Here is a 19601-nt window from a genome sequence, read left to right as displayed (position 1 = left end):
TTACGAGAACAGGCCGGTGTTGGCCTTCTCGGTGCGCAGGTACTCGCCCACCGAGGTGTCCACCGCCGTCTTGATCGCGTTCAGCATGGTCTTGATGTCGTCGGCCGCCGTGGTCCACTTCTGCTGCCGGGCCGCGTAGGCCACCTTCGCGTCGCCGTCCCACGTCGCGACGAGCGGGGCGGCGTGCTGGTTGAGCAGATCCAGGCTCGCGGTGAGCTTCGAGACGGCGGCGGCGATGTCCGCGCTGCCGGCCTGCAACGCCGCGAAGTCGACGACCAGTTGGTTGTCCGTCACTGCCACTCCTCTACTACAGCGGAAGTTGCTTGCTCGTGTACGAGCGGGTGAGGTCGGCCGCCGACGTCTCGTCCGTCGTCGCGTAGCTCTGGCCGGAGGTGCGGATCGCGGCGGCGGTCTCCCGCAGCGCCGTGTTGATGGCGATCTGGTCGTCCTGGAACGCGCGCTTGACCTGCTCGAACGAGTGGCCGCCCGCACCCTGCCACTTCTGTCGGAGCGGTTGGAGCTCGTCCATCAACCGGGTCAGCATCTGCTGCAGCTCCCCGTTGACGGTCTCGAACTCACGGGCCGTCTTCTCCATGATCTGGAGCTCGGCCTCAGTCTTCGCCATGACACTCCCCTCGCCGGGACTGATACATCGAAGAACTTAGCGACCCCTGTCAAGGAATCCGGACAGGTCAGTCGGTGCCGACGACGGGCGTCAGCGCGGCGGCCGGATCCAACGCCCGCCCGGCCGGCAGCAGCGCCACCAGCCCCGCCGGCAGCCGTACCGGGGTCGCCGGGCCGAACCCGAGCATCCCCTGTACCTCCGCGCTCGGGATCGCGTACCGGACGCCCAGGTCCGTGACCAGGGACAACCCGCCGTTCGGGGCGCCCGGCGCGGACAGGGCCGACACGAGCGCGCCCCGGCCGGGCTCGACGACCACCCGGTCCGCGAGGACGGTGCCGTCCTTGGACTTGCCGCCCGTACCCGGCGCGTCGTCGCCCCTGGTCGCGGTCACGTCCACGCTCAGCTCCGGCACCCCGGACGCGTCCCGGTACGCCGCGCACAGCGCCCCGTCGACCAGCCCCGGCCGGACCGGCTTCGGGGTCTCCACGGGCGGCGCGGCCGGCCCCGCCTCCGGGGTGAGCGGCGCGACCCGGGGCGTGAGGGCGTAGTCGGCGGGCGCGATCCGCACGGCGCCCCCGGACGCGAACGGCGTCTCCGGGTCGCCGAGCAGGATGTCGGCCTGCACCTGGGTGATCGCGGCGAGCCCGTCGGCGACCGCCACGTGGTACTGCTTCCCGCCGCCCTGGGTCTCCACCACCGCGACCTGCCCGACCTTGAGGTTGCCCGCCTTCGACGCGCCGCCCCGGCCGGGCACCGCGATCCGGGCGAGGTCCTGGCCGGCCGGCAGCGCGTTCAGCCAGGCGGGGGCCGCCTCGACCGGGGCGTCGTTGAAGCCCAGGGCCGGCAGGACGATCCGGGGGTCGCGGACGGCGTAGCGGTGGCCGTGCCAGATCAGGTAGCCGCGGACGAACAGGGCGCCGTCGGCGAGCGGGCGGCCGGCGGGGAGCTCCGCGCCGACGTACAGGATGGACTGCGGGGTGGGGTTTCCGGTCTGGTCCTTCACCGGGCGGGAACACAGGGTCCAGGCCCTGGTCAGGAGGTTCTTGCCGGCGGGCAGGGTGTCGGGCGCGCCGGGGATGCCGAGGGGCTTGCCGCGCGGGACGCCGCTGATCGACGCGGCGGCCACGGACACCGGCTTCGCGCCGGCCGTCTTCGCCAGCAGCAGCGCGGACGCGTAGTTGGCGACGGGGTGCAGCAGGCCGGCGAGGTAGACGTACCGCGCGCCGGTCTCCTTCTCGATCACGATCGCGCCCTCGGTCTTCCAACTGGTCTTGCCACCGGGCGAAACCAGTCCGAAGAGGCCAATCCCGGCAAGTGCGATAACGGCTACCATCAGGCTCGCCAGCATCGCCCCGGCGGCCCGCCGAAACGGGGACCTAACGGGATCAGTCTCCCGCATGACCAGGGCGGACACGACACGCTGCAGGACAAACTGGTACGACTGCAACTGGTCGCGCCTCTCAGACATCCCGTCAGGCTATCGGCAGTTGGCACGCCTCGAATAGCATGAGGCAAACACGAGGGGAGGCCGTAGTGACACATGCCCGCGCATCCGTGTCCGTGTCGGCGCCGCCGGGTTATCCGACCAGCACCGGGGGCTATCCGACGAGCACCGGCGGGGTCTACGGCGCCCCTGGCCGCGGTCCCATCTCGGGCGCGCCCACCGTCTACGGCGGCCCCCGGCCGTCCGGCCCGCCCGGTGCGGCGGCCGTCGCGCCCCGCCCGCCGCGTACCCCTGGAATGATCTTCGGGGTGCCCGCCGTGCACCTGCTGGCCTGGCAGCTCGCCGCCGCCGCCGTGCTCGCCGCCGTGGCCTCCCGCAACATCGTCCTGATCGCCGTCGCCGGCACGGCCGCCGCGCTGACCCTGCTGCTCACCGTGGTCCGGGTCCAACGCCGCTGGTTGTACCGGTGGCTGGGCACCTGGCTGCGCTACGTGCTGCGGGACCGGGTCGCCCAGCCCGCGCCGTACGTGGACCCCCGCGCCGCCCTCCTCGAACACCTGTCGCCGGCCACGCTGGTCACGAGTGTCGAGATCGACGGGCAGGGCGTCGGCATCATCGAGCACGCCGCCGGGGTGACCGCGCTGCTGGAGCTGGGCCCGATCGACGCCGGCCTGGTCGCCGAGAGCCCCGTGAAGCTGCCCTCGCCGGCCGCGCTGCTCCCGCCGACCGACCCGAACGCGCCGCCGCTCACCCTGCAACTGCTGATCCAGGCCGCGCCCGCGCCCGCGCTGACGGTGGGCAACAGCCCCGTGGCGAGCTCGTACCGACAACTGACCGAGGGCCGGATCCCGGCCGTCCGGCGCGCCTGGCTGGCCATCCGGCTCGGCCGTGAGGGCGCGACCCACTCCGACGCCGACCTGCGCCAGGCCCTGGGCAGCGCCGCGCGCCGGCTGGTCCGCAGGCTCCGGCAGGACGACGTGCTGGCCCGCGCGCTCGACCGCGACGAGGCGCTCACCGCCGTGGGCGTCCTGGCCCACCTGCCCGCGACCAACGCGCCGGTGCGCGGCTCGGCCACGGTCGGCTCCGTCGGGGTCGCCAGCGTGGGCGCCGCCAGCCCCGGCCCGATCGGCCAGGAGACCTGGAACGCCTGGTGGAGCGGCGAGACCGCCCAGACGACGATCAAGCTGCGCCGCTGGGCCGACCCGCGCACCGACGGCGGCAGCCGCCTGCTCAGCGTCGCCCTCGCCTCCCCCGGGCTCGCCACCACGGTCTCGCTCGCGGCCCGCCGGGTCGACGTCCGCCCGGCCGACCTGCCCGCCGGCTCCGACGCGGAACTGATCGCGGTCGAGCTGGGCGTGCGCCTGGCCGCCCCCAGCACCGCGCTCCTCGACGCCGGCTCGACGGCCCTCGCCGCGAACCTGCGCGCCATCGGCGCCACCGTCGACCGGCTCGGCGGCGAACAGGCCGCCGGCCTCGCCGCCACCCTCCCGCTCGGAGGCTTCCTGCAGTGACCCTGTTCAGCACGCTCGGCCCGCAACTGGCCAGCGCCACCTCCCTCGACGCCCTGGAGCTGCACGCGGGCGGCGCGGGCCTGATGCTCGGCACCAACCGGCAGCGCCAGCCCGTCATCGCCCGGATCTTCCGCCCCGAACCGACCCGGGGCGTGCTGGTCGGCGGCCTGCGCTGCGCCCAGCTCGTCGCCTTCCGGGCCCTGGCCCTCGGCGCGCAGCTCATCATCCAGAGCGCCCGCCCGGCCGCGTGGCAACCGTTCACGCACGGCGTCGGCGCACCGGGCGACGCCGTGGTCTACGCGACCCCCGGCAGCGCCATGCCGCCCGCGAGCCCGACCCGTCCGCAGCTGCTCATCCTCGACGTCGGGGCCGGCGTCGGCGAGCTGTCGGAGTCCTCGGCGGCCAACTGGCGCACCACCCTCGCGATCCGCGAGGAGCTGACCGCGTGGGACATCGACACCCTGGTCCGGGCGCACCTCGTGATCCTCCAGCCGCTGACCGAGATCGAGGCGGCGCTCGCGTCCTCGGCACTCGGCCTGTCCGATGTGCAGGACTGGCTGCACCGGATCCGGGCGGACATGGTGACCGTGGTGAGCCAGGGGGCTGTGCGCTGGGCGCTGCTCGGCACGACCCCGATCGAGCAGCAGGTCATCGGCCCACCGAACAGATTCTGAGGGGTACGGGGAGCTGGCGCCCCGGATACCCGTCGGGCCCGGGGCAGCGGAGTGTCCCCGAAGGGTGAGAAGATCGGATATGCCTCGGCCGCCCCAGATCTTCGCCGTCTCCCCGATTCTCAAGCCCGCGCCGGACGCCCCGCCCCGGAAACGCAGCGCCCTGCTGGAGCACGCGATCTCGCTGACGGGCGTCCCCCGCGCGAAGGTCTGCTTCGTCCCGACCGCGGTCGGCGACAGCCAGGCCGCGATCGACAGCCTGTACGCGGCACTGGCCGGTGCCGAGCACGCCGAGGCCAGCCACCTACAGCTGTTCCCGCAGCCCAACCACGCCGACGTCCGGTCGTTCCTGCTGTCCCGCGACCTGATCTGGGTGGGCGGCGGCAGCGTGGTCAACCTGTTGGCCGTGTGGCGGGCGCACGGCCTGGGCGAGATCCTCCGCGAGTGCTGGGAGGCCGGCGTGGTGCTCGGCGGCGGGAGCGCCGGGAGCATCTGCTGGCACGAGGGGGGTACGACGGACTCGTTCTCCGACCAGCTCGATCCGGTGACCGACGGGCTCGCGTTCCTGCCGTACAGCAACGGGGTGCACCACGATCTCGATGAGCAGCCGCGTCAGGAGCGGTACCTGGAGCTGGTGGGTTCGGGCGGGCTCTCGGCCGGGTACGCGACCGATGACGGGGCCGGGCTGCACTATGTGGGCACGGAGCTGGTCGAGGCGGTGTCGGCGCTGCCGGAGGCGGACGCGTACCGGGTCGAGGTGGACCCGGCGACGGGTACCGCGACGGAGACGTCCCTGAACGCCAGGGCCATCGGCTGACCTGGTCGGGCCGCAGGACCGGGCGCCGGTCGACGGGCCCCGGCCTGCGGACTCGGTCGGGTGGGTGCCGGTCGCCCCGAGGCCAGGCCGGCCGGCTGATCGGCGAAGAGTCGGCTGATGGACAGTTGGCGGCGCTTGTCTTCTCCGACGGGGCGCGGGAACGATGGAACCCATCCGGCTGTGTGGGCCGGAGACGACGGGCGGACAGTTGATGAGCAACGGTGACAACCAGGTTTTGAGCAGCGCCGACGCCGCGGCTAGGGCAGGGGCCGCGAGCAGGACCCTGCACCTGCGTTTCGCGCCGGACCCCGACCGCGACGACGAGGCGACCGACCGCCTGACCCGGGGCCTGCGCGCCGACCTGCGCACCCTCGACGTGGAGTTCGTGCCCGAGCCCCTCGGCGAGCTGCCCGAGGGCGCCAAGGGTGCCGACCCGGTGACCCTGGGCGCGGTGGTGGTGGCGTTGAGCGGCGCCGGCGGCCTGCTCCCGGCGTGCCTGGGGATCGTGCAGGACTGGCTGGGCAGGCAGTCCCGGCGGCACCGGATCGTGGTGACGATCGACGGCGACACGATCGAGCTGGACCGCGCGACCACGGATCAGCAGAGGACGCTGGTCGACGCGTTCGTGCGCCGGCACTCCTCCGGCTAGCGGATGGGGCGACGCCTGGCGCTGCTGATCGCCACCTACGAGTACGAGGACGCGGGGCTGCGGAAACTCGTCTCCCCGCCGCACGACGCGGAGGCGTTCGCGGCGGTGCTCAGCGACCCGGAGATCGCCGGCTTCGAGGTCACGACCCTGATCAACGAGTCGCACGGCACGGTGGGTAGGGCGATCTCGGACCTGTACCGCGACCGGCTCGGCGACGACCTGACCCTGTTGTACTACACGGGACACGGCCTCAAGGACGACGACGGCCAGCTGTACCTGGCGATGGCCGACACCCGGCGCGACAACCTGGACTTCACCGGCCTGTCCACGGAACGGATCGGCCGGGTCCTGTCGCGGTGCGCGTCCCGGCAGAAGGTGCTGATCCTCGACTGCTGTTACAGCGGGGCGTACCGGCTCGACCTGGCGAAGTCCGACGCCGGGGTGCACACGATGGACCGGTTCCGGGGCCGGGGCCTGACGGTGCTGACCGCGTCGGACGCGATGCAGTACTCCTTCGAGGGCGACAAGGTGCACGGCGAGGCGGCACCCTCGGTGTTCACCGGGCACATGGTGGCGGGCATCCGGGACGGCGGCGCGGACCTGGACGGCGACGGGGACATCACCCTCGGCGAGCTGTACGACTACGTGTACGACCGAGTGGTCGCCGAGACGCCGCACCAGCGCCCGAAGAAGAAGGACGACACGGAGGGCCGCACGGTACTGGCCCGCAATGTGCACTGGCAGCTCCCCCGGCACGTGGCCAACCTGATCACGAGCCCGCTCCCGTCAGCGCGGTTGGACGGGCTGCGGCTGCTCGACCAGCTGAACAGTGGCGGCAACGAGCTGGTCCGCGCCCGGGTGCTGACCGAGTTGCTCCGGCTGGCGGACGACGACAGCCGGATGGTCTCGGACGCGGCGGCCAGCAGCCTGCCACGGCTCCGGGCGCTGGACGGCTCCCCTGCCGCACCGACCCACCGGCCGCCAGCGGGCCCGACGGTTACCGGGCAGGACCCGTTCGCCGACGACACCCGGGCGGCCGAGCGGGCCGAGGCCGCCGGCCGGGGCCGGGCCGCCGAGCTCGTGCGCCACGCCCAGGCCGAAGCCCAGGACATCCTGGACAGGGCGAAATCGCAGGTGGATGACATCCTGGCCGGCGCGGCCACCGACGCGAGGGCGTTCCTGGAGGCCTCCCGCCGGGACGTCGAAGCCCTCCGCGGCACGGTGCGGGCCGAGGTCGAGCAGCTGCGCCGCGAACTCGCCGACGCCGAGCGGCGCCGGGACGCGGCCCTCGCCGACGCGAAGGGCGCCGAGGCCGTCCGCGACACGGCACTGGCCGCCGCTGCGGCTGTCGAGGAACGCCGAGGGGCGGCCCCCGCGGAGGTGGAGGCCGCCGAGGCCCATCAAGCGGACCGCATCACCATGCTCACCGATAGGTCGTTGACCAGCCACACCAAGGCCGTCTACTCCGCCACGTTCCACCCGCAGGGCCACGTGTTCGCCACCGCTGGCGAGGACAACGTCGTCCTGATGTGGAGCTCCTACACGGGTTCGCTGGAGAGAAGTCTCGGCCACCCGGCCGCGGTCTACGCGGTGGCGGTCAGTCCGAGCGGCCACCTGTTCGCCACGGGTGGTTTCGACCACAAGGTCCGACTGTGGAGACCCGAAACCAGTGGTTGCCTCACCGAACTGGGCGGGCACGACGCCGCAGTGTCCGCGGTGGCGTTTCATCCCGAAGGCGATCTACTGGCCTCCGCGAGCCTGGACGGCACCGTGAGGCTGTGGGACCCACGGACGGGCGAGCAGGTCGGCAGTGCCCTCACCGGGCACGGTGGGCCCGTCGCCGCCGTGGCGTTCCACCCCCAGGGCCATCTGATGGCTACCGGCGGCCAGGACCATCAGGTCCAGCTGTGGGACCCGTCCATGAAACGGACGGTCGGGGCGCCGCTCACAGGCCACGACGGCGCCGTGCGCACGGTCGCGTTCCATCCGGGCGGGCGACTCCTGGCGACCGCCGGCAGTGACGAGTCGGTGCGCCTGTGGGATGTGCACACCGGCCGCCTCGTGGGCCGGCCGCTCACCGGCCACACCGGTACCGTGCACTCGATCGCATTCCATCCCGGCGGCGACGTGATGGCGAGCGCCGGCGCGGACCGGACCGTGCGCCTGTGGGACCTCCACACGGGTCAGCAACTCCGCAGGTCTTACAAGGGTCACCCCGGACCGGTGTACACCGTGGCCTTCCACCCCAGCGGGCACTACCTGGTCAGCGGCGGCGACGTCGGCGAGGTCAAGCTGTGGTCCATCAGGTTCCGTGGAGCGCTGTCCCCCGGGGACTTTGTTCGGAACCTACCCGGGAATTCGGACGCCGACGGTGCTGCGGCACGGCGGTTCACGTTGGCTCCGACGGCGGAGAACACCTCAGGACCGGCGAGCCACCCCCCGCCCGCGAGCGCGTACCAGGCCACGTCGGAGGCCATCACCTGGCTTTCGGACCGCATCCGGGCACCCGGCGTGGAGCCGATTCTGAAAGCCGCCTCCGAGGAACTGATCAGCGCCCTGGCTTTCGAGCTGCCCCGGCTGACGGCCGGCTCCCGTAGCCGTGGCCCGCTGGACTGTGTTCCGGTCGCTGAGGTCGACCGGCTCATGCGGCTGGCTTCCCAGCACGTGGCGGACCCGCACTCGATGGTCGCCGTGCTGTCCCTGCACCGGGCCGACGGACTACCGAGACTGGCGATGAACCACAAGCGCGCCCCGGACAACCTCAACTACGTGCTGACCGGCGACGGCTATTTCCGCTCTGCGGTCGCCGCCTATCTGTCAACAGTGGCGGAGGCGGCCCGCGCGCTGGCCGCGATCAAACCCTGACAACCTTCATCCGGGTACGCCGGGGCGCGGTCCTACCCGTGCTGGGCAGCGAGGAATGCGCGCCACTCGGCGACGGGGAAGATGAGCACGGGGCCGCTCGGGTCCTTGCTGTCGCGGATGCCGACGACGCCGGCGGAGACGTGGTCGAAGGTGCACTCGACACAGTTGTCGGAGCTTCCATCGCTCCGGCGAGCCTTAACGTAGCGCGCATTCGTCAGGTCCATCCCGCGCCTCCTCGTCCACATTGGCCCGCAGACGACGAGCCACTAGCCCGAGGCTAGCCGTGTCACGAGCTTAGCCGAATCGCCCGGATCAAGGGCGTGTCGACTGAGGCGGCGAAAGAGGTCGACGTAGCCCTCGACATCCGTCGGAGCGTCAAAGTAGATCGTGCCCAGGTGATGTGACAGCGCGACGATGCCCGGATCAAGGTCATCCCGAAACTGCAATACCGTGAACGCTCCGTTCGGTGCCGGGTGCGCTACACATTCCAGCGGAAGCACCTGGAGCATGACGCTGTCCAGCTCTCCCAGTTCCATCAGTCTGCGAATTTGTGCCCGGATCACGGGCTCACCGCCTACTGGGCGGCGCAGTGCTATCTCATCGACGACGAGGTGAAACTGCGGACCATCCGCCCTGGTCAGGAGTGCCTGCCGCGCCACCCGCAACTCGATCAGCCTCTCGGTCTCCTCGACCGAGATTTCAGGCCGATGTGACTGGATGATGGCTCGGGTGTATTCCGGGACTTGAAGAATTCCTGGCACCAGGATCGACTCATAGCCGAGCACCGCAGCCGACTCAGCCTCCAGCTCGCGAAATGCACCTGGGACATGCCGGGGATTTCCGCTCGATGCCAGCCCAAGCATCCAGTCACGGCGCGGGCCGGTGACGTTGTAGATATCGAGCAGGCGGGCCGCGTCACCGGGCGTGATGCCCGACAGGCCGGTTTCGATGCGGCTCACCTTCGAGCCCGACCAGCCCATGCGGCGCCCCACCGACTTGATCGTCAGTTCCGCGTCCTCGCGGAGGAGCCTCAGGTGTCGGGCGAGCCGGGCTCGGCGGGGATGTGGGGTGCGGCGCCCATCGCTGACCATAGGTGCATTGTCCGCTGAGGACGCTTAGTGCACCGATAGGCACGCAGGGCTGCAAATCTGCAAGGTACCCGCTGAAATTTCTGGATTGTCTGGGTCTTCGGGTCGGGAGATGCTGGTCGGGCCGAACTCCCCGGTGCGGCGCGGATCCCCGAGTCCGTCGGGCCGGGTTGAGCGGGGCGGGCGGCGGATTTCCCCGATCATGGCCGCCGCCCGCCCCTTCCAGAAACACGGACGATGGGAGTACCGCATGACCGCCGAGGATCTGCCCCGGGTGTTCGCCCTCGACCGGCACATCGACGTGTCCGGCGTGTCGGGGACGGGGGTGGTGGCGTTCGGGACGTGGTACCCGGTCACCGAGGCCGTCACGATCAGCTGGCTCGGCGAGAGCACCGGGCACCTGTCGGTCGGGGTCTACGACTCCCTGGAGGCGGTCACCGCGATCCACTGCCACAGTGGCGCGACGGAACTCGTCTGGCTCACGGATGTCACCTGGAAGACCCGCCCCTGGACACCCGTCCCCGGGCAGACGCCACCGCGCCACCACGCCTGAACCGCCGCGCCGGGGTACCTGGATGGTCCTCGAAGGGGCTCCCGATGAACACGGTCGTGCTATCAATGGATCATGGACCTAGGTGAACTGGCGGTCGCCCTCGGAGAAGCCGGGCTTCCGGAATCGGGGTACTGGATCGTCGGCGGGGCCCTGCATGTGGGGGCCAGCGATGCTTCGCTGTGCCTCAAGCGCGGCGAGGACGGCCGGTGGGTGCAGGGCATCCACGAGCGAGGCGTGTTCCGTCCCGACGAGTACTTCGACTCCGAAGAGGAAGCGTGCCAGCACACCTACGACCGGGTCGTGCGCGGGGCTCGAATGTTCGGCGAGATCGCCTAGCGGCTGGTGACAGGTGCTCGGCATCGGGCCGACCCCGGACTGTGGGGCAGGGGACTTCGTCCCGGGGTCGAGCTGATGCGCGGCGGGTCGGTGGCCTACTCGTAACCGTCTGATTGTGGGTTTCAGGGTTTGAGGCGGTTGGCCATGCCGTCGAGGAGGCAGTCGAGGCCCACGGTGAAGCTGTCCTCCCGGGTGTCGGCCGGGTCGAGCTCGTCGTAGGACTCGTGCAGCTCGCGGAGGCGCGGATAGGGCTGCACCGCCTCGCGGCCGGCCAGGAGGAACTGCTGGACCAGCTCCACCTCGTCGTGGCCGCCCCGGGCGAGCATGGTCAGCCAGGCGGCCTCGGTCGTGGTGATCCCGACGACGTAGGCGGACAGCATGCTGATGGCCTGGTTGCCGGCCCGCAGGGTGAATCCCGCCCGCTCGAACCGGGTGAGGATGTCCTCCACCAGGCGCATCAGGTTCGGTCCGAGGTGTTGCAGACCGGCGTGGCCGAGCACGGCGACGATCCAGGGATGCCGGAGGATGGCCGCCCGCAGGTCGACGGCCAGTTGGCGGGCGGGGCCGGTCCAGTCCGCCGGGTCCTCGGGCCGCGCCACGGTGATCTCGCCGTAGACCTCGTCGACGACCAGTTCCAGCAGCTCGTCCTTGTTGGCCACGTGGGTGTAGAGCGAGGTCGCGCCGGCGCCCAGCCGGGTGCCCAGGTTGCGCATGCTCAGCGCGTCGAGCCCCTGTTCGTCCAGCAGCCGGATGGCCTCGGCGACGATCTGCTCGCGGCTCAGCGCGGGGTGTTCGCGCCGCCGCTTCTCGGGCCGGGACCAGACCGACGTGCGCTGGTTGTCCACGGGCATCTCGCACTCCTCACTGCAACGGTGCCGGCCAGCCGGTACCCGTCTCGGGGCCCCAGCATACCGTCCGCCGCACACTGTGCGGTATTGCGAACAGTGTGCGGTCGCCGTACAGTGTGCGGAGCGACGAACACTGTGCGGACCTAGGGAGCGGTTGTGACGGAAGAGCGGAACCCCAAACGCTGGTTGATCCTGATCGTGTTGTGCCTCAGCACGTTGGTGCTGGTCATCGACAACATGGTGCTGACCGTGTCGATCCCGCCGATGGTGCGCGACCTCGGGGCCAGCGCCCAGGACATCCAGTGGATCATCGACTCGTACATCCTGGTCTTCGCCGGGCTGCTCCTGACGTCCGGCAGCCTGTCCGACCGGTACGGCCGCCGGAAAGTCATGATCATCGGATTGGTGATCTTCGGAGCGGCCTCCCTGCTGGCGGCCTACGCGACCGACCCGGGCCAGCTCATCGCCGGCCGGACCCTGATGGGCATCGGCGGCGCGCTGATCATGCCCAGCACCCTGTCGATCCTGATCACCGTGTTCGACGAGAAGGAACGCCCCAAGGCCATCGCCGCCTGGAGCTCCGTGGCCATGCTCGGCCTGGTCGGCGGCCCGACCCTCGGCGGCCTGCTGATCGCCCAGTTCTGGTGGGGCGCGGTCTTCGTGATGAACCTGCCCATCGCGGCCCTCGCGATCGTCGCCGCCCTCGTCCTGATGCCCGAGTCCCGCGGCCCGTCGCGCAAGGCCGACCCGCTCGGCATGATCCTGTCCATGGTCGGCATGACCGCCCTGGTCTGGACCATCATCGAACTGCCCCAGAAGGGCATCTCCGACCCCACCACCCTGGCCGCGCTCGTCACCACCGTCCTGAGCCTCGCCGGCTTCGTCGTCTGGGAACTGCGCACCGCCTCCCCGATGGTCCCGCTCGACCTGTTCCGCAACCGGATGTTCACCGGCTCCAGCTTCTCCCTGGTCCTCGTCACCTTCGCCAACGGCGGGCTGATGCTGGTCCTGACGCAGTACCTCCAGTTCGTACTCGGCTACACCCCCACCGAGACCGGGCTCGCGCTCACCCCGCTGGCCGTCGCGACCCTCGCGTTCAACGGGCTCGGGGCGGCGCTGGTGAAGAAGCTCGGCAACCGGTACCTGGCGGCCATCGGCCTGCTGGTCATCGCCGCCGGCTTCCTCGGCCTCGCCTCCCTGCCCGTCGGGGCCAGCTTCTGGCACGTGTCCGGGGCGATGCTGCTCCTCGGGGCCGGTTGCGGGCTGGCGATGCCCGCCGCGATCGGCGCCCTGATGGGGGCCGTACCCGCCGAGCACGCCGGGGTCGGGTCGGCGCTCAACGACACCGTGCAGCAGACCGGTGCGGCGCTCGGGGTGGCGATCCTCGGGTCGGTGCTGTCCGGCGCGTACACGGACGCGATGCCGGGGGATGCGCCCGGGGCGGCGCGGAGGTCCGTGGCTGAGGCGTTGGGGGTTGCCGCGGGCAACGGGGATGCCGGGCTCGCCGACGCCGCCCGGGAGGCGTTCACCAGTGCGATGTCGACGACGTTCATCGCCGGGGCCTGTGGGGTCGTGGTGGCCGCCGTGCTGGCGTTGGTCTTGATGCGGGAGAAGAAGGTTGAGCCTGTGGTCGAGGAGGAGCTGGTTTCAGTGGGGAGTTGAGGTTCGTGGGGCCGGGGGCGGGCTCGCCTCCGGCCCTGGCTCGGTCAGCCGGCGAGGCCCCTGACCAGGGCGTAGAGGCCCAGGACCTGGCAGGCGACCGGGATCACCGAGATCACCAGGGCCACGTCGAGGATGTCGGCGGTCCGGCCGAGATAGGGCGACGGAGTCCGCCGGCCGTAGACCAGGCCCGCCGTGGCGACCAGCCCCGCGACGACCAGCAGCACCACCGCGACGACGAGCAGCCGGGCCAGGGGCGGAGCCGCCGCGAGCAGCCCGACGCCCAGCACCGCAAGCCCCGCGATCCCCGCCCCGAGCAGCGGCAACCGGTGCCGGACGGCCGGGAACAACCGGGCCCGCAGCAGGTACGCCGACGACACCACCCCGGCCAGGATCAGGCCCGCGACCCCGCCCTTGAGGACGAGTACCACCGCGCACGCCGCCGACACCACCGCGGCGCCCAGCAACAGCCCCGTGAGCAGCTCGTCCGCCCGGGCCACCGCCGCGAACACCGTCACCCGGGGCGGCAGGGGCACCGACGCGTCGAGGGCCGCCGCGTTGGCCGGCACGACCGGTACGGGCAGCTTGCCCAGCCGCATCGACAACAGCGGGAACGCGCTCGTCACCGCCAACAGCAGGCTCGCCACCAGCGCGGCCGACCCGGCGGCGCCGAGCCACAGGCCGAGCAGCGCGCCCAGCAGACCGAGGAGCGCCGTCAGGATCCCGGCCGCGAAGATCCGGGGCGCGTCGGCCACCCCGACATAGCCGGCCACGGCCAGGACCAGCAGCACCGAGGAACCGAGCAGCAGGTCGCCGGCCGTCAGTTCGCGGCCCTGGGCCAGGACGAGGAAGCCGCCGAGGAAGCCGTAGGGCAGGCCGTACGCGGCGAGGACCGCCCCCGCGAGGCCGTCGGACAGCGCGCGGGACAGCACCGTACCCGTCAGGACCAGCACCAGGCCCACACCCAGCGCGAACAGGCCCGGCCCGAGCCAGCCCGGCCCCGAGGCGAGCACCGCGAACCAGCCCAGCGCCAGCGCCACCCCCGACGCGACCAGGCCCGCGCGGCGGGTGGCGGCGCCCGACCAGGCCGGCCCGTACGCCTTCGCGCCCGTCGCGATCGCGTCCACCACGTCGTCGTAGTCGAGCTCCGGCCAGTCCGCGCGCCGGGGCAGGAGGTGCAGGATCTCGCCGTCGCGTACCCCGTTGGCGGTCAGCGTGCGGCCAGCGGTCAGCGGCGTGCCGTCGGACCTGCGGAGAATCCAGCCGCCGTGCGCCTCGCCGTCGTCGGCGATCGCCTCGCCCGCGTGCGCGAGGATGCGCGGCAGGAGCTCGGTGAGCGCGGACTGCTCGGGCAGGGCGACGTCGATCCTGCGGCGCGGGGTCGCGATGGTGACCCGCGCCAGGCCCAACCCACTGGTGCTCATGACCCATGACCATACCGGTCGATCCCCGGGCGATCCCCTGTCACGAAGGGGACCCGGACCGGGCTGCGACGGGCGTGCCCGGGGACTGGCGGGCCGCTCGGCAGCCACCAACACCCCGAAGATCCTCAGATGGTTACGCCGCGCGCCCGACCCGTAGGCATCGGCACCGGCCCGGCCCCCTGTGAAGCCGCGCCTCCGGCCGCCCCCTGCGGGAGCCACCCGCCCGCGCCCCAGCCCCGGCCGGTCCAGCCGGCCCCAGCCGGCCCCAGCCGGCCCCGGCCCACCCGGCAGGCGAGGCGACGGACGTTGCACCAGCCGACCGACCCCGCTCGCACAAAGTGTGGGCCCGCTTTCAGAAAGTGTGGGCCAGAACCGAATCCGGGGAGGCGTACCGGTCGATCCGCGCCCTAGGGTGGTCGGGTGAGCACCGTCATCGTCAAGCGCCCCCCGCGCAGACCCGGCCCCGAACTGCCGTCCGGTGACATCGTGCTCAACCCGCCCCCGGAGTTGCCGCAGGTCACGGGCCGCGCGTGGTCCCAGCTGCTGATGATGCTGCCGATGCTCGCGGGCAGCGGCTCCATGGCGCTGATGTTCATGGGCAGCCGGGGCGGCGGCACCATGCAGTGGATCATGGGCGGCCTGTTCGGGTTGTCCTCGGTCGGCATGCTCGCCACCAGCTTCGCCGGCCAGACGGGCCCGAAGAAGGCCGAGCTGATGGCCCAGCGCCGCGACTACATGCGCTACCTGGGCCAGATGCGCCGCAAGGTCCGCCGCAACATCGAGGCCCAGCGCACGGCCATGCACCACCGGCATCCGGAGCCGGGCGCCCTGTGGTCGACGGCCGCCAGCCACCGGCTGTGGGAGCGCCGCCCGGGCGACGGCGACTACCTGACCGTCCGGATGGGCCTCGGCCCCCAGGAGCTGGCCACCCCGCTGCGCACCGGCCCGTCGAAGGCCCTGGAGGACCTGGAGCCGATGACGGCGCTGTCCCTGCGCCGCTTCGTGAGTACGTACCACATCATTCCGGATCTTCCGGTCGCCCTTTCGCTGCGCAGCTTCTCCACGTTGTACGTGCGCGGCGAGCGCGCCGCCAGCATGGACTGGGTCCGCGCGATGCTCGCCCAGCTCGCGGTCCTGCACGCCCCGGAGGACATCCGGATCGCGGTGTGCGCGGCCAACGACCGCCGCCCCGAGTGGGAGCACCTCAAGTGGCTCCCGCACGCGCTGCACCCGCACCGGTTCGACGCCCTCGGCCAGCTCCGCCTGATCGCACCGGGCGTCACGGCCCTGGAGTCCCTGCTGGACGACGTGGTGTCCAGCCGTCCCCGGTTCGCCCCGGGTGGCGCGCCCGCCGACGGCCCGCACCTGGTCGTGGTGATCGACGGCGGCGACCGGGCGGGCTCCGACCACCTGATGACCGACGGCGGGGTCGCCGGGGTCACGATCGTGGACCTGTCCGGCCAGCCGCCCCGCTCACTCGACCGGGGCTCGATCGTGTTCGACGTGACCACCGAGAAGCTGATCAGCACGACGATGGAGGAGAGCTCCTGGATCGGCCGGCCCGACGCGCTCGGCGAGCTGGAGCACGAGGCGCTCTGCCGGCAGCTGTCCCCGCTCCGGCTCTCCCTGCTGACCAGCGGCGACGACCAGCCTCTGGCAGCCGAGCTGGGCCTGTCGGAACTGCTGGAACTCGGCGACCCCTACGAGTTCGACCCCGCGTTCGCCTGGGGCCCGCGGCCCAACCGGGACCGGCTCCGGGTCCCGATCGGCGTCGGCCCCGAGGGTCAGCCGATCGAGTTGGACCTCAAGGAGTCCGCCCAGGACGGCATGGGCCCGCACGGCCTGCTGATCGGCGCGACCGGCTCCGGCAAGTCCGAGCTGCTCCGCACCCTGGTCCTGGCCCTGGCGATCAACCACCCGTCCCAGACGCTGAACTTCGTCCTGGTCGACTTCAAGGGCGGCGCGACGTTCGCGAGCATGGACAAGCTGCCGCACACCAGCGCCGTCATCACGAACCTGGTGGACGAGATGGCGCTCGTCGACCGGATGACCGACGCGATCAACGGCGAGCTGGTCCGCCGCCAGGAGCTGCTCCGTGACTCGGGCAACTACGCCTCGCAGCGCGACTACGAGAAGGCCCGGGCGGCCGGGGCGCCGTTCGCGCCGCTGCCCAGCCTCCTGATCATCTGTGACGAGTTCGCCGAGCTGCTGACCGCGAAGCCCGACTTCATCGAGATGTTCATCCAGATCGGGCGGGTCGGCCGCTCCCTGGGCGTGCACCTGCTGCTGGCGTCCCAGCGGCTGGAGGAGGGCAAGCTGCGCGGCCTGGACACCCACCTGTCGTACCGGATCGGCCTGCGCACCTTCTCCGCCACCGAGTCCCGGGTCGCGATCGGGGACGCCGCCGCGTTCGAGCTGCCCCGCCAGCCCGGCCACGGCTACCTGCGCAACGGTACGGAGCCGCTGGTCCGCTTCAAGGCCGCGTACGTGTCCGGCGTGCACCGCCGCGCCTCCGGCCCCGGGGTGGCCCGGGGCGGTTCCCAGGTCCTCGACTACACCAGCCGGTTCGTGGCCCCCGGCGTCGTGGCCCAGGCCCCGGTCGAGGAGCCGGCGGTGGGCGACAGCCTGCTGGACATCCTGGTCCGCAAGATGGAGGGCCGGGGCGCGCCCGCGCACCAGGTGTGGCTGCCCCCGCTCCAGGAGCCGCCGACCCTCGACCAGCTGCTCGCCCCGCTGACCGGCGACCCGGAGCGCGGCCTGACCGTGACGAACCCGGAGCTGCGCGGTTCGCTCCAGGTCCCGATCGGCGTGGTCGACAAGCCGTACGAGCAGCGCCGCGACCTGCTCCGGGCCGACCTGACCGGGCACGTGGCGGTGATCGGCGGCCCGCAGTCGGGCAAGTCCACGATGCTCCGCACGCTCGTCGCGGCGGCCGCGCTCAGCCACACCCCGAAGGAGGCCCAGTTCTACTGCCTCGACTTCGGCGGCGGCGGGCTGGCCTCGCTCCGCGACCTGCCGCACGTGGGCGGGGTGGCGACCCGGCGCGAGGTCGACGTGGTCCGGCGCAGCGTCGCCGAGGTGTACACGACCCTGACGGACCGGGAGCGGATCTTCGCGGAGCGCGGCCTGGACTCGATCGCGGCGTTCCGCCGGACCGGTGGCGCGGACGTGTTCCTGGTGGTCGACGGCTGGGGCACGGTCCGCAGCGACTTCGAGGACCTGGAGGCGACGATCACCGACATCGCCACCCGTGGCCTGTCCTACGGGGTGCACGTCGTGATCAGCGCCAGCCGGTGGATGGACCTGCGGCCGGCGATCCGCGACCTGCTCGGCACGAAACTGGAACTGCGCCTCGGCGACCCCACCGACTCGTACCTGAACCGCCGGATCGCCGCGAACGTGCCCGCCAAGGCCCCCGGCCGGGGCATCACCCCCGGTGGCCTGCACTTCCTGGGCGCGCTGCCCCGGCTCGACGGCCGGCAGGACGCGGCCGACCTGGCCGCCGGCTGCCAGGCGCTGGTCGCGGCGGTCAAGGCCTCCTGGCAGGGGCCGGCCGCGCCGCCCGTCCGGCTGCTGCCGTCCTCGGTCCCGTTCGTCTCCGGGAAGGCCGACGGGCTGCGGCTGCCGATCGGCATCGCGGAGGCCGACCTGCGCCCGGTCACGATCGACTTCGCGTCCGAGCCGCACCTGCTGCTGTTCGGCGACTCGGAGAGCGGCAAGTCCACGTTCCTGCGCTCGATCGCCCGGTCCATCGTGGAGCGCTACACCCCGGAGCAGGCCCGGATCATCCTGGTCGACTACCGCCGGTCCCTGCTGGGCGCGATCACGACCGACCACCTCATCGGGTACGGGACGAACACGACCACCACCATGGAGTTCACCCAGTCGGTCGCCGGCTACATGTCCAAGCGGCTGCCCGGCACCGACGTGACCGCCGCCCAGCTCCGCGACCGCAGCTGGTGGACGGGCCCGGAGTGCTTCGTCCTCGTCGACGACTACGACCTGGTCGGCTCCGGCGCGCTCGCCCCGCTCCTCGACTACCTGCCGCAGGCCCGCGACGTCGGGCTGCACCTGATCCTGACCCGGCAGATCGGCGGTGCGAGCCGCGCGCTGTACGACCCGGTCATCCAGCGCCTCCGCGAGCTGGCGTCCCCGGGGATCGTGATGTCCGGCAACCGGGACGAGGGCGTGCTGCTCGGCAACGTCCGGCCCGGTCCGCTGCCGCCCGGGCGGGGCTGGCTCGTCACCCGCCGCGGCGGCACCCAACTCGTCCAGCTCTCGCAGGTGACCTGATGTCGCAGCTCACGACCTTTCTCCGCCGGTCCTGGGTGCTCCGCGCCTTCTTCCGCCGGGCCGCGCTCGCCGCCCGCCTCACCCCGTGGCTGGCCCTCGCCGACCTGTCCCCGGCCCGGTCCGCGATCGAGCCGGTGCTGGCCCGCGCGGAGAGCGACCTGGAACGCCGCTACCTGCTGCTGGCCGCCGCCGCGGGCCGCACCGCCGAGGAGATCACCGCCTTCGCCGACCGGATCCGGGGCCGCTCCGACCACTGGCTCGACGGCCACCTGCGCCTGGTCGACCCGGCCATCCCGGGCACCGTGCCGATCGCCCAGTCCACGCCCACCACGTGCGGCTCCGTGTCGATCCTGATGACCCGCGCCCTCCTCGACCCGGTGTACGCGCTGTCTCTCACCGACTCGGACCTGCCCTTCGCCGACCGACTGGCCCAGGAGGAACGTCGGATCCACGACGCGACCAACCGGCTCTGGCCCCAGCGCCTCGGCACCTCCCCGTGGGGCGTGGCCGGCGCCCTGGGCCGCGCGTACGACTGGCGGCTCGTCGACGACACCGACCCGGCGAGCATCGGCGCGGCCCTCCGCGACGCGGTGGCGGCCGTCGAGGCAGGTCACCCGGTGCCGGTGCTGATCGGCGACGGGTACCCGCGACACTATGTCCTGCTCATCGGCCCGGAGTTGACCTTCTTCAACCCGTCCGGCGAGGTGGTGCACGTACCGCCCGAAGCGTTCCTAGCCGGCGATCTTGGCATACTCGGCTTTCGACACGTTCAGGGCATAGTGCTGCCCGCACGGGTTGACGGCATCCACTAACCTCGA

At 72.2% G+C, this 19601-nt stretch carries 17 protein-coding genes; 10 read left to right on the top strand and 7 right to left on the bottom strand.

The genetic code is table 11. The features are described 5' to 3' along the window. The 3 genes from PT931_RS05930 to eccB form a co-directional block, all read right to left on the bottom strand. Complete coding sequence (locus PT931_RS05930) at positions 1-294, bottom strand: WXG100 family type VII secretion target (RefSeq protein WP_363724973.1); 294 nt, start codon at positions 292-294, stop codon at positions 1-3. 13 nt (positions 295-307) lie between these two features. Further along, positions 308-625 (bottom strand): WXG100 family type VII secretion target, encoded by a 318-nt coding sequence (locus PT931_RS05925; RefSeq protein WP_363724971.1) that lies wholly within the window; start codon positions 623-625, stop codon positions 308-310. Positions 626-692: 67 nt separating this feature from the next. Beyond that, complete coding sequence (gene eccB, locus PT931_RS05920) at positions 693-2093, bottom strand: type VII secretion protein EccB (protein WP_456244660.1); 1401 nt, start codon at positions 2091-2093, stop codon at positions 693-695. Between the two features lie 284 nt (positions 2094-2377). Between eccB and eccE the strand changes: the two genes are divergently transcribed. The 5 genes from eccE to PT931_RS05895 all read left to right on the top strand — a co-directional run bounded on the left by eccE (position 2378) and on the right by PT931_RS05895 (position 8582). Continuing rightward, complete coding sequence (gene eccE / locus PT931_RS05915) at positions 2378-3580, top strand: type VII secretion protein EccE (protein WP_456244659.1); 1203 nt, start codon at positions 2378-2380, stop codon at positions 3578-3580. Beyond that, entirely contained in the window at positions 3577-4254 is a 678-nt protein-coding gene (locus PT931_RS05910) for a hypothetical protein (protein WP_363724965.1), read from the top strand. The genes eccE and PT931_RS05910 overlap by 4 nt, the downstream gene beginning before the upstream one ends. A gap of 79 nt (positions 4255-4333) precedes the next feature. Then, complete coding sequence (locus PT931_RS05905) at positions 4334-5068, top strand: Type 1 glutamine amidotransferase-like domain-containing protein (protein WP_456244658.1); 735 nt, start codon at positions 4334-4336, stop codon at positions 5066-5068. A gap of 211 nt (positions 5069-5279) precedes the next feature. After that, positions 5280-5717: an effector-associated constant component EACC1 gene (locus tag PT931_RS05900; protein ID WP_456244657.1), complete on the top strand. Its 438-nt coding sequence runs from the start codon at positions 5280-5282 to the stop codon at positions 5715-5717. Between the two features lie 3 nt (positions 5718-5720). Continuing rightward, a complete protein-coding gene (locus tag PT931_RS05895; protein WP_456244656.1) occupies positions 5721-8582 on the top strand; it encodes a caspase, EACC1-associated type in 2862 nt (953 codons plus the stop codon). 32 nt (positions 8583-8614) lie between these two features. Here the strand turns inward: PT931_RS05895 and PT931_RS05890 are convergent, their stop codons facing one another. Together PT931_RS05890 and PT931_RS05885 are read right to left on the bottom strand one after the other, a co-directional pair. Further along, positions 8615-8806 carry a DUF397 domain-containing protein gene (locus PT931_RS05890; RefSeq protein ID WP_456244655.1) on the bottom strand — a complete coding sequence of 64 codons (192 nt, stop codon included), beginning with the start codon at positions 8804-8806 and terminating at the stop codon, positions 8615-8617. 42 nt (positions 8807-8848) lie between these two features. Beyond that, on the bottom strand, positions 8849-9673 hold the full coding sequence (locus PT931_RS05885; RefSeq protein ID WP_456244654.1) for a helix-turn-helix domain-containing protein: 825 nt from the start codon (positions 9671-9673) through the stop codon (positions 8849-8851). 247 nt (positions 9674-9920) lie between these two features. On the opposite strand from PT931_RS05885, the gene PT931_RS05880 reads away from it, so the two are divergent. Both PT931_RS05880 and PT931_RS05875 read left to right on the top strand, forming a co-directional pair. Further along, positions 9921-10223, top strand: coding sequence for a hypothetical protein (locus tag PT931_RS05880; RefSeq protein ID WP_456244653.1), 303 nt, complete (start codon positions 9921-9923; stop codon positions 10221-10223). Positions 10224-10295: 72 nt separating this feature from the next. Next, positions 10296-10559, top strand: coding sequence for a hypothetical protein (locus tag PT931_RS05875; RefSeq protein WP_456244652.1), 264 nt, complete (start codon positions 10296-10298; stop codon positions 10557-10559). Between the two features lie 122 nt (positions 10560-10681). Here PT931_RS05875 and PT931_RS05870 read toward each other — a convergent pair whose 3' ends face one another. Beyond that, the gene (locus tag PT931_RS05870; RefSeq protein WP_456244651.1) at positions 10682-11410 is read right to left on the bottom strand and encodes a TetR/AcrR family transcriptional regulator; all 729 of its coding nucleotides are present in this window, start codon (positions 11408-11410) and stop codon (positions 10682-10684) included. A 153-nt stretch (positions 11411-11563) separates the two neighbouring features. Between PT931_RS05870 and PT931_RS05865 the strand changes: the two genes are divergently transcribed. After that, a complete protein-coding gene (locus PT931_RS05865; protein ID WP_456244650.1) occupies positions 11564-13069 on the top strand; it encodes an MFS transporter in 1506 nt (501 codons plus the stop codon). Positions 13070-13113: 44 nt separating this feature from the next. On the opposite strand, the gene eccD is transcribed toward PT931_RS05865, so the two are convergent. Continuing rightward, entirely contained in the window at positions 13114-14490 is a 1377-nt protein-coding gene (eccD, locus tag PT931_RS05860) for a type VII secretion integral membrane protein EccD (RefSeq protein ID WP_456244649.1), read from the bottom strand. A 420-nt stretch (positions 14491-14910) separates the two neighbouring features. On the opposite strand from eccD, the gene eccCa reads away from it, so the two are divergent. Both eccCa and PT931_RS05850 read left to right on the top strand, forming a co-directional pair. Beyond that, entirely contained in the window at positions 14911-18783 is a 3873-nt protein-coding gene (gene eccCa, locus PT931_RS05855) for a type VII secretion protein EccCa (protein ID WP_456244648.1), read from the top strand. Continuing rightward, a complete protein-coding gene (locus tag PT931_RS05850; protein ID WP_456244647.1) occupies positions 18783-19595 on the top strand; it encodes a hypothetical protein in 813 nt (270 codons plus the stop codon). The genes eccCa and PT931_RS05850 overlap by 1 nt, the downstream gene beginning before the upstream one ends. Positions 19596-19601 lie beyond the last annotated feature (6 nt).

The organism is Longispora urticae (assembly GCF_053902585.1).
Note: the sequence above shows the minus strand (reverse complement) of the source record. Positions and strands in the feature narration are given on the sequence as shown.